The sequence below is a fragment of the Bifidobacterium sp. 2450 genome (assembly GCF_041900695.1).
GTDB classification, from domain to species: Bacteria; Actinomycetota; Actinomycetes; order Actinomycetales; family Bifidobacteriaceae; genus Bifidobacterium; species Bifidobacterium longum.
Genome location: NZ_JBHEEA010000002.1, coordinates 64,551 through 79,150 on the forward strand (window position 1 = coordinate 64,551; position 14,600 = coordinate 79,150).

The following is a 14,600-nucleotide window of genomic DNA, read 5'->3' on the forward strand; positions in this document are numbered from 1 at the left end:
TGTTTTGCGGTGTTGTTTCGCTCCCTAGAGTACTCTGAAAGCCATGAGTCTTCCGCAACGAGTAACCAAGACACACGCAACCGGCAATGATTTCGTGGTGTACCTCGACAAGTCCGGCAAATTCGAGCCTACCGCCGATGAGGTCCGATTCCTGTGCGACCGTCACTTCGGCATTGGCGGTGACGGCCTGATTCGCCTGACACGGCCTGATTTCGTGTCTGATTTAAGCGATGATCAGCTTTCGGACGTACTGGCCGGGGGCGCGAAATGGTTCATGGACTATCGCAATGCGGATGGATCGTTGGCGGAGGTGTGCGGCAACGGTACACGCGCCATCACCTTGTTCGCTCAGCGCGAGAGTGTGGCCGACTCCACCGAGCCGTTCCGCCTCGGCACCCGTGCCGGCGTCAAGATTCTGACGCCACGCGGCAATATGAGGCCGTACGGAGCCAACGTGTTCCAGGTCGAAATGGGGGAGTGGGAGATCGGCGAAACCGACGCCTACGAGGTCACCATCCCCGGCACTGAGGGCTCGGCGCGCGGTACGTTCGTGGATATGGGCAACCCGCATGTGGTCGCGGTGATCGAGGATGCCTTCGCGTCCCTGCCAGTGGTTGAATCACTGGATTTGGTCACCAAACCAGTGGTGGCTCCGGTCATCGAATCCGACCAGAACGTGGAATTCGTGCGAGTCGACGACATCGACCAGAACACCGGCGTGGGTGAAGCCACGATGCGCGTCAACGAACGTGGCTGCGGCGAAACCCTGTCCTGCGGCACCGGCCTGTGCGCCACAGGCGTTGTGCTGCGGGCCAAGACCGGCATCAGCCACTGGGACATCACCGTACGTGGCGGTACCCTGCGCGTGGACGTCACCGACAGCGACGTAAAGCTGACCGGAGCAGCCACGCTGGTCGCCGATATCGATTTGTTGTAAAGGAATCAGGCAGCGAACAGGGCCGCGCCTTCGGTGACGATGATGAGTACCACGATCGCCACGATCCACAGTATGTCAACCATGAGGTCGATGTTGAGGCGGTAATACTTATTGAGTCCGGCCGGCACCGCCGCGACCTCAGCCTCACCGTCGCTATCATCAGCCGCCACAGCCTTACGTGACGGCAATCCCTGCACGGCCACGGTCGCATGGCTCAACGCCATGAACTGGATGGTGGTGGAGAACATCAGGGTCAGGCACCACGGGCACAGCGCGTGAATCACGAACAGCGACTGCGTGCTCAGCCAGTACGAGTAGGCCAAAGCGGCCAGTCCGCCCAGCCACGTGCAGGTCGCGAACCAACGCGGCACCTTCACACGCGCCAAACCGATCACCGCGATGGTAATGAACACCGATTCGGCGGCGATGCCGAAGAACGCGTTCGGATAGCTCAGCCCGCCGAACTTCACGATTTCCGCCTGCCAGGACCGGGCCACCGTCGAACAGGACACCACCGAGTTCAGATCGCAGCCGAGCACGGACTCCGGATGCCGAGCCAATTGCAAAGTCTCGGCGGACAGAATGAGCGAGGCCCCCAACGCCACTGCCGAGGCAATCAGCATGATGAGATATGTCCAAGTGGCACTGTGGCGCCATCCAATCAACGGTCGTGCCTCCGCCAAGCCAAGCGGCGTGTTGTTCGTGGTGCTGGATGATGTGTCGGTTGCGGTGTTACGAGTCATCATGTCCCTTTCGATAGCGCTGCGCTCCAGATTAGCCTCTGCGGTTGTCAGCTGAGTGCCGAATGTCTGGTTTTGGCCGTTGGCAGAAGGTGACGACCTGTCTGCGCCTTGCGTGGGAATGCTGAAATGAGGTTACGATGGAAGGTATGACTGGATATGTGATGCCTTTGGAACCGCCCGCCGTCGGGTGGGACATCCACTGCCATACCGCCTTCTCGGATGGCACGGAAACGCCGGCCACGTTGGCCGAACAATCCAAGGCATTGGGACTCAAGGGCGTGGCCATTTCCGATCATGACACCACCGCCGGCTGGCCGGAGGCCGAAGCCGCGGCTCATAGGGTCGGTTTGCCGTTGCTCCGCGGCACCGAGATCACCGCCACGGATGAGAACGTCTCCGTACACATGCTCGGCTACCAGTATGATCCCACGAATCAGCACATCACGGACTTGTTCGCCAATACTCGAGCCGCACGGTTGCAACGCACGCAGCGCATGGTCGAATTGTTGTCTCGTGATTATCCGATTACCTGGCAATCCGTGCTCGCCCAAGTCAAGGAGGGTGGCAAAACCACCATTGGCCGGCCTCACATCGCTGATGCTTTGGTGAGTGCCGGCGTATATCGGACTCGTTCGGAAGCGTTTGCGGATGCGGTCAGCGCCTCATCCAAATACTATATTCCCACGCCTTCGCCGACCTCTCATGAAGTGGTGGCCGCCGTCAAGGGAGCGGGCGGTGTGATTCTGATCGCCCATGCCGGTGATGTGAGCCGTAACCGCAGACTATTGTCCGATGACCAGATCGAGGCATTGATCAGCGAAGGACTGGACGGGCTGGAGGTATGGCACCGTGGCAATTCACCGGAGCAACGAGAACGGCTGCTCACCATCTGCCGCCGGCACCAGCTGCTGGTCACCGGTGGGTCTGACTGGCATGGCAAAGGCAAACCGAACAAACTGGGGGAGAACCTCACCGACGAGGCCACTGTCGAAGAGATCGTTCATCGCGGCGTGCTTCCGCTATATCGGTGATTCAGCAATACAAAAACGGCCTTGAGATAATGCCCAAGGCCGCTTATGCGCGATTCATGGTCACAGCGTGCCGAAGCCGACGGCGTGCTTGGTTTCGGAGCCGATGATCGCGTAACCGAGTGCCTTGGCGGGCACGATGATGCGACGGCCCTTGTCATCGGTCAGATTGATCGTCGCGTTGTCGGCCACGGCCTGCGCGATGGCCTGGCTCACATTGTCGGCTGATTCGTCGGTGCTGAAGTTCACCGGTCGTGCCACGTTCTGAATGCCCAGTTCGATATCCATATAAGGCTCCTTGTTCTGCCGTCTTTGTGACGAACATCATGGTAAGTGGCCGTCGCCGGCCGAGGTTCTGTACTCTATTGTGCCGCGTGTCTGCGTCATCATGTGCGGTGTTACGCGCTCGGCGTGGCGCGGAACACCGCACACGACATTATTTGGATGATGTGGATGATTCGGCCAGCGGATTGCCCTCGCTGTCATACCCGTCCAACCCGGCACGGGCATCGCGCAGAGCGCGTTCTTCCCGCTCCAACAGCGGAATCACCGTGGTTTGGGCACTCGAGGCTCCGTACTGAACGAGACTGTCCGGAGTATCGTCATTCACCGCATCGTCGGTCGGGGCGGCGGATTGAGACGCAGGGGAAGCGTCGGTTGACGTCGTGCCGCTATGCCCGTTCATACTGAGGAGCTCCTTCAGCGTGATCGTCACCGAAGAATGGGAAGCGCCATGTGAGGGCTGCGGTTTGGTCGATCCCGTACCGGTTACGGTGCCGGAGACATTCGCTTGCGGGTGATTGGCGGTCCGGTCAGCATCGGGTTCGACTTCCGGGGTAAGATCCACGTCGCCAGCGGCCACGATGTCAGCGGAACCGGTGCGATCGGGATCGGGCGTGTCGTCCGAGACCTCGGCCGCCGCGGTACCGGTGTCGGACTGCTGCGGTTGTGCGGGTACCTGTGTGGCGGGTGCCTGATGACGTTCGTCCTGCAACAATGTGCCGACGGTGATTGTGGAAGGCGAACCGGGCTTCGTCGACGAGGCGGCGGCCGACCCTGCGGCTGGGGCCGGTGCCGGAGTGTGTTTGATCACGCCCAACTGGTGTGCGAGTCGTTCGACCTGTGCCTTGAACTGCATGATGCGATCGTTGTCCGCACGGTTCAACGCCTGAATGAATTCGCCCACCTGTTCCATCTGCAGCCACAGGTTGGCCCTGAGCATGATGAGATCGTCAAGTCGAGAGCCCATCATGCGGCCGTATGCGGAAAGCACGGCGTTGCGATGGGATTCGTCGAGCTTTCCGAAAATCCAGGCAAGGTCTCGTGCCGGATCGTTGACCTGCATATCCTGCCAGTTGGTCACCGTGGTGATGGTGGAACCGGAGAACAGGAAGTCGCCGTCGGAAAAACCGCCGTGAACCGTGCCGGTGGAGAACGACCACAATCCCTCGGTGTCCATGATGCGCGCCCAGCTGTCGGTGATTTCTTGGGGAACATGGCCGGCGGAGCGTAAGCGGCGAATCCAGGCGGTCAGCTGCGAACGAATCTGACCGGTGGTAACTACCGGATATTTGGCATTGGCCAGAAAAGTCGAAGGCAGGCGATGAATGGCTCCGATGGCGGTGCCGACGGCCGCGCAGTCATCCAATGTCAACAGGTCGAGAGGCCGCGCCTGGCCATCACGGTGGACGGCGATCATCACGGTCGTCTCGCCTGTGGGGCCGGGCTTGCGCGGGGTCAGCGGTGTGGACTCCGCCTGGGTCTGCTGCCCCACGGCCTGTGCGGTGGCCGTCTGGCCGGGGTGGGAAACGTCTCCCGGGGCGAACGCGACCACACGGTCCATATCGAAGCCGAGGCCACCAGGCTCGCGCGCGGCTGCCAGTGTCTGCGCCGCTTTCACACGGCGAATCAGACGTGTACGCCCTTCCTTGGTGTCAGTGGCGTATACGTCGTACAACTTGCCTGAGGCATCTTGAATCACGGTCTGATCGATGCCTTTGGCCTCGTCGGTTGTGCTGGCCTGCACGTTCTCGCGTACGCCGGCCACCCCCAGATTCGGCAGGACGGCTGAGGCGAGTGCCGCCAACATATAATCGCTACGTTTCATCACCCTTCCACACTAATACATCCGTGGCGATTCGCACCGCAGAATGACACGCAAAACGCATGATTCTGGCGATGTTTTGTCGTGAGCCCGATTCAGCCATAGGCATGAGTCGTGCCGTGAGCGCGAATCGTGCCACAATGGACGCATGGAACAGGCGCAGGGGATTCTTGAGGGGCTCGATGAGCGGCAGCGTACCGCCGCGACTACGTTGCAAGGGCCGGTGCGCATCATCGCCGGCGCAGGTGCCGGTAAAACACGCACGGTCACGCGGCGAATCGCCTATGCCTGCGCCACCGGGGCATGGAAGCCGGAGCGGGTGCTTGCCGTCACCTTTTCGGTAAAAGCGGCGGCGGAAATGCGCGCACGATTGGGCCAGCTCGGCGTAGGGGGAGGTACCGGACGTTCCGGTTCGGGTGCGGGAACTGCCGGAGTCACGGCCGCGACCTTCCACTCAGCGGCATTGCATCAGCTCAACAGCGTCTGGGCGGACATATGCGAGGCTCCATTTCCGCATGTGATCGAAGATCAGCGTGACGTCGTCTCCCGCGCGATCATCCGCGCCACCGCACGTACCGATGCCGATTCGCTGACCGTTCGTGATGTGCTCGCCGAAATCAATTGGGCCAAAATCTCGTTGGTGGCGGTGGAAGATTATGCCCGGGCCTGTGCCATCGCCCATAGGCAGCCGCCCGCCGGACTCGACACCGCTCGGTTCGCCGACGTCTACAGCGCCTACGAGCAGGAAAAGACCTCGCGTGGCGAAATCGATTTTGACGATATTCTGCTGCTCGTATGCCATATCATGGATGATTTTCCCGAAGCCGTCGCCCAAATTCGTTCCACCATCGGCTGGCTCACCGTCGACGAGTATCAGGACGTCTCGCCCCTGCAACACAGGCTGCTGACCCTGTGGCTGGGCGGGGGAGGACCTGACGGCAAGAGCGCAATGAACCGCAACGTATGCGTCGTGGGCGATCCGGCCCAGACCATCTACTCGTTTGCCGGTGCCTCCAGCTGGGATCTGCTGCGTTTCGCCGATGAATTCGGGCCGCTCGCCGCCGATGTCAATCTCAACACCGACTATCGTTCGACGCCGGAAGTCGTGAACCTCGCCAACCGGGTGCTTGCGGCCGCGCCGAACCGTGAGGATTACCTGAAACTGGTTTCCGCCCGCGAATCCGGCCCGCGCGTTACCCGAACCGCTTATGAGAGCGATATGGAAGAGGCACAGGGCGTGGCGGCACGCATAGCCCGGTTGGTCGCCAACGGGGCCAAGCCGTCCGATTGCGCGATCCTCACCCGCATCAACGCCCAACAGCCGGTATTCGGTGCCGCCTTGCGCGCTGCGAGACTGAAATATCGCGTCCGCAAGGATTCGGGATGGCAATCATCCGCGCTCGCCGACGAGGCCGCGTCCAAACGCGCACTATTGGAGGCGATGGGTTTGGACGCCACCGGACTTGCCGCAAACGACGATCCCGGGGTTACGATTTCCACGATCCACGCATCCAAGGGTCTGGAATTCAAGCACGTGTTTCTGATCGGCTGTTCGGAAGGGCTCTTGCCGTACGGTTCGCCGGAAACGGGGGATGCGCTGGAAGAGGAACGCCGGCTTATGTATGTGGGCATCACCCGAGCTGAGGATTCGCTGCATTTGTCGTATGCACGGACCAAGGATGGTTATGGAGCGCAGCACAGACGCCCATCACGATTTTTGTGACGGGCGTCTGTAATGCATACTGAATGCTCCTGAACGTTCAGGAGCGGGAATTGGCTGAAGGCCGGTTGACTATGCCTGCGTATCCTCCGAGTTGCCGTTTTCACCGTCTTCGCCATCTTCGCCGAGAAGCTTGGACAGTTCGGCATCCCAATCGATATCGCCGGTCTTGCCATCTGCGGCAGGGTGAGAAGCGGAACCGTTGGCATCGGAAGAAGAACCTGAAGGGGCGTCGGATGACGGAGACGCGCCATCTGCGGGCTTGTCGCCAGGCAGCGAAGGCAGCAGATCGGGATGCGGCCACTTGGCGTCACGGCCTTCAGGGCCTTCGGCGGCGGTGATCATCTCCCATAACCCGGTGGCCTCGCGCATGCGCTTGGGGCGCAGCTGCAAACCGAGCAGACTTTCGAACGTACGCTCGGCGGGGCCGCCCATCGCGCGCTCGCGGCGCATCATCTCACGCAACTGTTCGATATGAGGCAGATGAGCCATACCGGCGCGCCACACCACGCAATCCACCCAGCCCTCGACCATCGCCAGCAGCGATTCCAGCGAAGCCAGCGCCTCGCGCTGTTCGGGAGTGTCGGGGATGCCGACCTTGGTGAGATTCACCGCGCCGGAAATCGACTCCGGATCCATCGACGTGGCGTCACGCAGCTGTTCCTCCATCGCATCCAGATCGATGGAGATGCCGCGTGCGTACTTGCCGATGAGCGCCTCGAAACGCGGCATCAGCCACGGTACCGAGGCATACAGGCGGGCGTGAGCCATTTCCTGCAGGGCCAGGAAGGAAAGCACTTCAGATTCGGGGATTTTCTCGGTGGTCTCGAATCCGGAGAGCGCAGCCTCGAACGCGGCGGCGTCGGCGGCGTCGGCGGAAGCATCAGAGCCGGAGACTTGGGCGGTACCGTCAGTTGCCGGAGTATCGCTGTTGCCGGCCGAAGTGAAGCCGATGGGATTGGCAGAAGCGTCGGTGGATGTGGAGAACGGATTGACCGAGTCGGTTGAAGTGCCGGCCGTGTCGGCCTCAGCCGCAGAAGCCTCACCGTTCAGCATCTTCGCGTATTCGGTGGCGTTCTGGGCAATCAGTCCACCAGCCGGATTCTTCAGCAACGCGATGCCCTGATCGAAACTGCCACGCACTTCATGGCTCAGATTGCCGGCCGCATGCCCCAACTGCATGGCAAAGGACGTGTTGCCCAGCAGCTTCATCAGTTGGGCTGGGTCTTTCGTACCGTCGGGAATCGGAATCGGCACCGGTCCGGCGAACATGCCGGCAATCTCGCCATCGCCGAACGCGCCGCCAAGACGCTCCGAAATCACCGAAGCCAAAGCGTCGTTCATCGACTCGGCCACAGGAGCTGCGAACTTCGCCCACTGGTCGATGGTGCCCTCCACCCAGCCGGCGCGGGTCAGCACATCCGGATCGCCGGGCGCGGGATTGAACTCGCAGGCGGTATCCAGCCACAGGTTCGCCTCACTCATCGCGCGGCGAGCCGCCTCGCCATCCACGGCGGACACGCTGGATGCAGAACCGGGGGCGTTGGCCTGCTGCAAGGCAATCGACTTGGCGAGCTTGACGTTGATCGGCCCTTCCTCGACAGTGCGCTTGATATCGCCCATCGTGTTGAGTCCGCCGGCGCTGAACGCGGCCATCATCTGCTGGACTTCGGATGGATTGGGCAGTCGGCTGGGGTCCTGACTCATCAGCTGTTCACGGATCTCCTCAGGCAACTGGCTGATCTGCTGCCAGGCCATCTCACCCTGAATGGGGCCGAAGCATTTGATCAGCCACTCGTGAATCGCGTTGTCGTCCATGCGTATCCTTCTTTGCCGCGGTGTGTTACCCCAAGTGTAGGGTCTGCCCGGGCCTGTTCGCTTGTGGCCGAGCAATATTTTCGGTTTATGTTCGTTTTCGGCCGATTTCGGCCCTCCGCTTACACTGTAGGGTATGCTTGCACGCCACAGGAATCAGGAACCAGACCTCGTTCAGGAGCAGGAGAGCCCGACTGCGGGTTCGGAAGCGGGAGATGAGCACATGCCATCGTTCGAAGTGAAGCATGATTCGCGCCTATCTCGTGGAATCAGCCGTGCTCGGGCCTATGCGGCCGCTCGTCCGAAACGCCATTTCGTCGGTGCGTTCGCCGTGTTGCTTGGTGTGGTGATTCTGCTGCTGCCCAGCCCGTACGTCATCGAGATGCCCGGACCCACCCAGGATGTGCTGGGCAAAGTTGAGGATGGTGCGGTTATCGACATCACTGGTACCGACGTGACGACGTATAAGGATTCCGGCAAGCTGCTGCTGACCACGGTGAACGCGTCCGGCGTGCCCGGGTACCCGATCATCAACGCGCAGGCCGTCTGGGGTTGGGCCAATCCGCAGGTGGAGGTCATGCCGCGTGAGGCCACGGTACCGGTGGGCCAGAGCGCGGACCAGTATCAGAAGAAAGTCGAACAAGACATGGCCGGTTCCCAGGATTCGGCCAGTGCCGTCGGTCTGGCGTATGCCAAAGCCCATGCGGACGAACTGGGCATTGACGCCAGTGCATTGCGACACGCCAAGGTGACGATGCACGTGGACAGCATCGGCGGGCCGTCCGCAGGCATGATGTACACGCTCGGTCTCATCGACAAACTCACCCCCGCCAACGAGAGCGGCGGCAAGACCATCGCCGGCACCGGCACCATAGACAAGGACGGCAAAGTCGGCAGAATCGGCGGCATAGAGCTGAAGATGCTTGGCGCCAAGCGCGATGGCGCCACATGGTTCCTGGCCCCCGCGTCGAATTGTTTGGATGTGGCCGGCCGCGTGCCGGATGGTCTGCGCGACGTCAAGGTCGCCACGCTGGACGAGGCGTATCAGGCGTTGGTGGCCGTCGGCAAGGGGCAAGCCGACGATTTGCCTCATTGCGAGGCATGACGCGCGCGGCCAGTCGTTGTTTCTGGTGAGACGACTCGCATGGGTCTGCCCACAATGCGGCGATTTTCGGCCGCGTTAACGCATTTGTTCGCGAAGACTTGCTAATGTGTCCCCTGTGAATCAAACGGCATCACAGAACGCTGAAGAATTTGGTTTCGAGCCCGGCGATATCGTCCAGGAGTGGCTCTGGGACGACGACGTGGACGATTCCATTCGTGCCCAGATTGAAGAGCTCACGGGCGAGAATCTCGTGGACGAGGACTACGACTCCGCTGTGGACGGCGTCATCGTATGGTGGCGCGACGGCGATGATGAGGACGAATTGTCCGATACGATCGTTGACGCCTACGCGGTACTGGGCAATGACGGCCCGCTGTGGATACTGACTCCCAAGCCCGGCCGCCCGGGTGCCGCCAGCTCCTCCACCGTGCAGTCCGCCGCGCAGACCGCCGGTATGAACGCCGCCACCCCGCTGACCGTCAGCTCGGACTGGAACGGCATCCGCCTGCGCGCATTCGGCAAGGGCCGCTGATAAGCGTCAATCAATACGCTTGACTTTAAGCGTGTTGACCGGCGTCGCGTGCTGCGTAGTGCTGCTGGGCGTGACTGAATGTCATTGCGATTGAGCGCTACGGCACGCGTATGCGACACCACGTGTCGCGCAGTGCCGGCCATACGCTATTGTTGTCATTTGTGGGCAATTAGCTCAGTTGGTTAGAGCGCCACCTTTACACGGTGGATGTCGGGGGTTCGAGTCCCTCATTGCCCACTTTCATTTTTCATCACTTCATGCAATCCCCTCATTCCACGGATATAGGCTGTGACGATATTCCCTGACAGTCTTCGGCAAGGGTTCTGAAATCTCAGTGAGATGCGTGCAGAAGGAAGCTTGCAGTACTGCTACAAAATCGTGAATTTCGGTCTTCTTGGTCAGATGCGTCTCAATAGTCACGTAAAGTTGTGGCAGAGTGTTTATATCCAGCAGGAGGTCGAATAGCCGATGGCGCAGGAACTTCGTGAAGGGGACGGCAAGTCGGGCATCGCACGTGCGGGCAAGCGCAAGTGGGGGTATGACCCCGCTCAGGTGGACGCTTTCCTGGAGCGCGCCCATGCTCTGTATGACAGCGAGGGCATGAATCTCACCCAGCATGACATTCAGAACGTGTCCTTTGATTTGCGCAAGAACGGCTATGTGATCGCACAGGTTGACGCCGCGCTTGGACGTCTGGAACGTGCCGTGGTCGATAAGCAGACCACATGGGAGATCGCACAGCATGGGCGTGTGACGTGGAAGGCGAAGACCGAGAAGCTGTACCACGAAGTCCAGAACCATGCGGAGCGTAATGAGCGCGAACGCTTCAAGTCCGGAGCGCCCAAGCAGCCTTCGTACGATAAGAAGCAGGTGGATCGTCTGGTCGACCAGATTGTGGACAAGGCGGCGGCCGCATTGGGCGTTGACGGCGTGACCGAAGACGATGTACGGTCTTTGGCCGATCTCAATGCGAATACGGTCAACAATGTGATCTTCACCCAGCGCAAGGGCAAGAAAGGCTATGACGAGCGACAGGTCGATTACTTCCTGAACGCCTGCGTGCGGTTGCTGAGTCGCTTGGAATCCTATGCACGTGTGGCCGATTTCGTGTCCGGCGAGCCTGCGGCTCCTGCCCAGACCGCCACGAACGTGACCGTTCAAGCGAACGGCGTCTCACCGTTGTTCGCTTCCGGAACGCAGCGCCCGGCAACTGACGAACGTTTTGCGCCGTCTGCCGTTGCTCATGACGAATCATTCGATGCCCTGCATCAGGCCGAGCAGAGCCTGTTCACTGCTCCGGCTCCGGTTGCTCCCGCGGCGCCGGCCGCGGCGGCACCGATCGCCTATGCGCCGGCTCCTGCATCGTTCGATGCTTCCACAAGCACCAATAACACCAATGCGGAACAGCCGGTTTCCTTTGCTCCCGCAGCATACCCGGTGCATGAGTCCAACGAGTCTGCGGCGAAGCCCGTCTCCGAGACGCCTTCCGTGGCTCCTACCGCAGTTGCTGCGGCTGAGCCTCCCGTCAGTGCCCCGTCCGCGCCGGTTTCCGGTGTGACCGCTGGCAGCGTCCCCTCGTTTGCTCCGGCACAGGCAGCTCACGAACCCGCAGCTCCGTCATCGACCCCGTCGGTGTTCGCGGAACAGCCCGTGGATATGGTGCAGGACGGTTCCTCTCTGGCCGCTCTCGCCCACATGGCTGCGGTTTCTCAGGAACTTCCGGCGGTGGATACGCCGTCCTTCGCTCCCAAGATGCCCAGCCTTGATACACCGAATGCGCTGAAATTGAATGAGGTACCGGGTTCGGTTTCATCCCCGGCACCCTCCGCCCCGGCAGCGCAACCTGTGAATAGCACTGCTGACGAGGCTGCGTCCGCTGCCATGCCGGTCTCCTTTGCTCCCACCAGCAAGCCGGATCGTAACACGAACTCCATTCCGGTTCGCGTATCCGATAGTCAGCCTGCAGACAGCACGACCTCCCGTCCGGCTGTGGAATCATCTGAATACGTTGCCGCCTCCCATGACGCGGAAGCAGCTCAGCCGTCACAGGATAAGCACGATTCCAACGATTCGTTCCCGCTGCTGTTCCCGCTTGGCGGTGACTTCGATTCGGATATCCCCGACCTGTCGTTCCCCACACTGAACAATGACGATACGAAGAAGGAACAGTGAGCATAGCCTCCAACTCCACTGTCATCGTTCTCGGATCCACCGGATCCATCGGCACCCAAGGACTTGACGTCATCTCGCGTCATCCTGAACGATTTACCGTCACCGGTCTGGCGGCGGGCGGAGCACATATCGAGCTGCTGGCGCAACAGGCCGCACAGTTCCATGTGTCCGAAGTCGCGGTGTTTGATGAGACCAAGGTTCCAGCGCTGCAAGCAGCTCTCGCACAGGCCGGCGCACAAGGTGTCCGCGTGACCGGCGGTCCGGATTCGGTCATCGCCATGGCCGGCTCCGGTGCGAATGTCGTATTGAACGGCATCACCGGCTCCATCGGCCTCGAACCGTCGATCGCGGCGCTCAAGGCCGGTTCCCAGCTGGCATTGGCCAACAAGGAGTCCGTAGTCGCGGGCGGGCATCTGCTGTTCAGCGCGCAAGTGCGCGAGAACCAAATCAACCCGGTCGATTCCGAGCATTCCGCCATCTGGCAATCCCTGCGCTCCGGAACCCACGCCGAAGTCGCCAAGCTTGTGGTCACCGCCTCCGGCGGACCGTTCCGCGGCTGGAAACGTGCCGACATGGAGAACATCACTCCCGAGCAGGCGCTGCATCATCCGACGTGGAACATGGGGCCGGTTGTCACCATCAACTCCTCCACACTGATGAACAAGGGCCTCGAAGTCATCGAGGCGTCCCGCTTGTTCAACGTGCCGCCTGAACGCATCGACGTGACCGTGCACCCGCAGTCCATCGTCCATTCCATGGTCGAATTTGTGGACGGCGCCACGATTTGCCAAGCTTCGCCGCCAGACATGCGTCTGCCCATCGCGCTGGGCCTGTCCGCGCCGGACCGCATGACCAATGTGGCCGCCGCGTGCGACTGGACGCAAGCCGCAACCTGGACCTTTGAACCGTTGGACAATGAGGCGTTCCCTGCCGTGCAACTGGCCCGCCACTGCCTGGCCGCCTCCGAGAAGCATACGGCGGTGCTCAATGCTGCCAATGAACAGGCCGTGCATGCCTTCCTCGAGCATCGTCTGCCATACCTCGGCATCGTGGACACGGTCAAAGCCGTGCTGGACCAGATGGACGCCGAGCTTCGTGGTAACCCGCTGTTCACGGACGTGGAGGAAATGAACCAGCTTGAGCTTGAAGCCCGCCGACGCGCCGACGACCTGATAAACAAGCAATGATGAATACCTTGAATACGGAAAATCCCATCGAAAAGCCGTTCCGCAAAACCGGTGATCCGGTCGACCTGACCAGCGAATCGCCCTTGCACCCGCGCCGCAAGTCCCGCCGCATCATGGTGGGTCCGGTGCCGGTGGGCGGGGGAGCGCCCATCTCCGTGCAGTCGATGACCAACACGCTCACGGCCAACGTACCTGCCACGTTGCAGCAGATCGCCGAACTGACCGCCGCCGGCTGCGACATCGTGCGCGTGGCCGTGCCGAGTCAGGACGATGCCGACGCACTGCCGGAAATCTGCCGCAAATCGCCGATTCCGGTCATCGCCGATATCCACTTCCAGTCCAAATACGTGTTCCAGGCCATCGACGCCGGCTGCGCGGCCGTGCGTGTGAACCCCGGCAACATCCGTAAGTTCGACGAAGTCGGCCCGGACATCTGCAAGGCCGCCACCGACGCGGGCATCTCGCTGCGTATCGGTGTGAACGCCGGCTCGCTGGACAAGGAACTCTACGCCAAATACGGTGGCCCGACTCCGGAAGCGCTGGTGGCCTCCGCCTTGAAGGAAGCGCACATGTTCGAGGACGTCGGCTTCCACGATTTCAAGATCTCCGTCAAACACCATGACGTCATCACCATGGTCGAAACGTACCGACTGCTCGCATCCAAGGGCGATTGGCCGCTGCACCTCGGCGTCACCGAGGCCGGCCCTGCCTGGCAAGGCACCATTAAATCTTGTCTTGCGTTCGGTGCGCTCCTGGCCGAGGGCATTGGCGACACGATTCGCGTGTCCCTCTCCGCGCCGCCGGTCGAAGAGGTCAAGGTGGGTTGCAAACTCTTGGAATACATGGGATTGCGCCCCCGCAAGTTCGACATCATCTCCTGCCCGAGCTGCGGCCGCGCCCAAGTGGATGTGATCCAGCTCGCCTCCGCCGTCACCGAAGGCCTGAAGGACGTGACCGCGCCGATCCGTGTAGCCGTCATGGGCTGCATCGTCAACGGTCCGGGCGAAGCACGCGAAGCCGACCTCGGCGTGGCCTCCGGCAATGGCAAGGGCCAGATCTTCATCAAGGGCAAGGTCATCAAGACCGTGCCCGAAGACCAGATCGTCGACACGCTGCTCACCATAGCGAACGATATCGCCGCCCAAATGGAGGTCGACGGCCAAGTCCCCGTCAATTCCACCGGCCCGGTCGTGGTCCCAATCCAGCACCCCGGTCACTGATTCGGCCGAATAGTCCCTCGGCATAAATATCGCGGTC

Annotated in this window: 12 protein-coding genes and 1 tRNA gene; 9 read left to right on the forward strand and 4 right to left on the reverse strand. The window is 61.2% G+C overall.

Annotated features, from left to right (window positions below):
* Positions 1-43: 43 nt before the first annotated feature.
* Entirely contained in the window at positions 44-937 is an 894-nt protein-coding gene (gene dapF, locus ACEUKI_RS00865; protein WP_080784368.1) for a diaminopimelate epimerase, read from the forward strand.
* A gap of 5 nt (positions 938-942) precedes the next feature.
* Here the strand turns inward: dapF and ACEUKI_RS00870 are convergent, their stop codons facing one another.
* A complete protein-coding gene (locus ACEUKI_RS00870; RefSeq protein ID WP_080784369.1) occupies positions 943-1,680 on the reverse strand; it encodes a vitamin K epoxide reductase family protein in 738 nt (245 codons plus the stop codon).
* A 137-nt stretch (positions 1,681-1,817) separates the two neighbouring features.
* On the opposite strand from ACEUKI_RS00870, the gene ACEUKI_RS00875 reads away from it, so the two are divergent.
* Positions 1,818-2,711, forward strand: coding sequence for a PHP domain-containing protein (locus ACEUKI_RS00875; protein ID WP_007053286.1), 894 nt, complete (start codon positions 1,818-1,820; stop codon positions 2,709-2,711).
* Positions 2,712-2,771: 60 nt separating this feature from the next.
* On the opposite strand, the gene ACEUKI_RS00880 is transcribed toward ACEUKI_RS00875, so the two are convergent.
* Positions 2,772-2,996 carry a DUF3107 domain-containing protein gene (locus tag ACEUKI_RS00880; RefSeq protein ID WP_080784370.1) on the reverse strand — a complete coding sequence of 75 codons (225 nt, stop codon included), beginning with the start codon at positions 2,994-2,996 and terminating at the stop codon, positions 2,772-2,774.
* A gap of 148 nt (positions 2,997-3,144) precedes the next feature.
* Positions 3,145-4,815 carry a phosphotransferase gene (locus ACEUKI_RS00885; protein ID WP_374156355.1) on the reverse strand — a complete coding sequence of 557 codons (1,671 nt, stop codon included), beginning with the start codon at positions 4,813-4,815 and terminating at the stop codon, positions 3,145-3,147.
* 145 nt (positions 4,816-4,960) lie between these two features.
* Here ACEUKI_RS00885 and ACEUKI_RS00890 point away from each other — a divergent pair, with 145 nt between their 5' ends.
* Complete coding sequence (locus tag ACEUKI_RS00890) at positions 4,961-6,535, forward strand: ATP-dependent helicase (protein WP_374156356.1); 1,575 nt, start codon at positions 4,961-4,963, stop codon at positions 6,533-6,535.
* Positions 6,536-6,604: 69 nt separating this feature from the next.
* Here the strand turns inward: ACEUKI_RS00890 and ACEUKI_RS00895 are convergent, their stop codons facing one another.
* Entirely contained in the window at positions 6,605-8,350 is a 1,746-nt protein-coding gene (locus ACEUKI_RS00895; protein WP_374156357.1) for a zinc-dependent metalloprotease, read from the reverse strand.
* A gap of 220 nt (positions 8,351-8,570) precedes the next feature.
* On the opposite strand from ACEUKI_RS00895, the gene ACEUKI_RS00900 reads away from it, so the two are divergent.
* From ACEUKI_RS00900 to ispG, 6 genes are all read left to right on the forward strand, one after another.
* The gene (locus tag ACEUKI_RS00900; RefSeq protein WP_374156358.1) at positions 8,571-9,452 is read left to right on the forward strand and encodes a S16 family serine protease; all 882 of its coding nucleotides are present in this window, start codon (positions 8,571-8,573) and stop codon (positions 9,450-9,452) included.
* 115 nt (positions 9,453-9,567) lie between these two features.
* Positions 9,568-9,984: a DUF3052 domain-containing protein gene (locus ACEUKI_RS00905; RefSeq protein WP_080784375.1), complete on the forward strand. Its 417-nt coding sequence runs from the start codon at positions 9,568-9,570 to the stop codon at positions 9,982-9,984.
* Between the two features lie 163 nt (positions 9,985-10,147).
* A tRNA-Val gene (locus ACEUKI_RS00910) sits at positions 10,148-10,221 on the forward strand.
* Between the two features lie 231 nt (positions 10,222-10,452).
* Entirely contained in the window at positions 10,453-12,156 is a 1,704-nt protein-coding gene (locus ACEUKI_RS00915; RefSeq protein WP_374156359.1) for a DivIVA domain-containing protein, read from the forward strand.
* Entirely contained in the window at positions 12,153-13,343 is a 1,191-nt protein-coding gene (dxr, locus tag ACEUKI_RS00920) for a 1-deoxy-D-xylulose-5-phosphate reductoisomerase (protein ID WP_115770730.1), read from the forward strand. Before ACEUKI_RS00915 ends, dxr begins: the two co-directional genes overlap by 4 nt.
* The gene (ispG, locus tag ACEUKI_RS00925; RefSeq protein WP_186289903.1) at positions 13,340-14,563 is read left to right on the forward strand and encodes a flavodoxin-dependent (E)-4-hydroxy-3-methylbut-2-enyl-diphosphate synthase; all 1,224 of its coding nucleotides are present in this window, start codon (positions 13,340-13,342) and stop codon (positions 14,561-14,563) included. Before dxr ends, ispG begins: the two co-directional genes overlap by 4 nt.
* The last annotated feature ends 37 nt before the right edge of the window (positions 14,564-14,600 follow it).

Excerpts from the sequence above, each read along its gene's own strand:
- ACEUKI_RS00885 (WP_374156355.1), bottom strand. The coding sequence starts at position 4,815 with ATGAAACGTAGCGATTATATGTTGGCGGCACTCGCCTCAGCCGTCCTG.
- ACEUKI_RS00915 (WP_374156359.1), top strand. The coding sequence starts at position 10,453 with ATGGCGCAGGAACTTCGTGAAGGGGACGGCAAGTCGGGCATCGCACGT.
- ACEUKI_RS00870 (WP_080784369.1), bottom strand. The coding sequence starts at position 1,680 with ATGACTCGTAACACCGCAACCGACACATCATCCAGCACCACGAACAAC.
- ispG (WP_186289903.1), top strand. The coding sequence starts at position 13,340 with ATGATGAATACCTTGAATACGGAAAATCCCATCGAAAAGCCGTTCCGC.
- ACEUKI_RS00895 (WP_374156357.1), bottom strand. The coding sequence starts at position 8,350 with ATGGACGACAACGCGATTCACGAGTGGCTGATCAAATGCTTCGGCCCC.
- ACEUKI_RS00880 (WP_080784370.1), bottom strand. The coding sequence starts at position 2,996 with ATGGATATCGAACTGGGCATTCAGAACGTGGCACGACCGGTGAACTTC.
- ACEUKI_RS00875 (WP_007053286.1), top strand. The coding sequence starts at position 1,818 with ATGGAAGGTATGACTGGATATGTGATGCCTTTGGAACCGCCCGCCGTC.
- ACEUKI_RS00900 (WP_374156358.1), top strand. The coding sequence starts at position 8,571 with ATGCCATCGTTCGAAGTGAAGCATGATTCGCGCCTATCTCGTGGAATC.
- ACEUKI_RS00890 (WP_374156356.1), top strand. The coding sequence starts at position 4,961 with ATGGAACAGGCGCAGGGGATTCTTGAGGGGCTCGATGAGCGGCAGCGT.
- dapF (WP_080784368.1), top strand. The coding sequence starts at position 44 with ATGAGTCTTCCGCAACGAGTAACCAAGACACACGCAACCGGCAATGAT.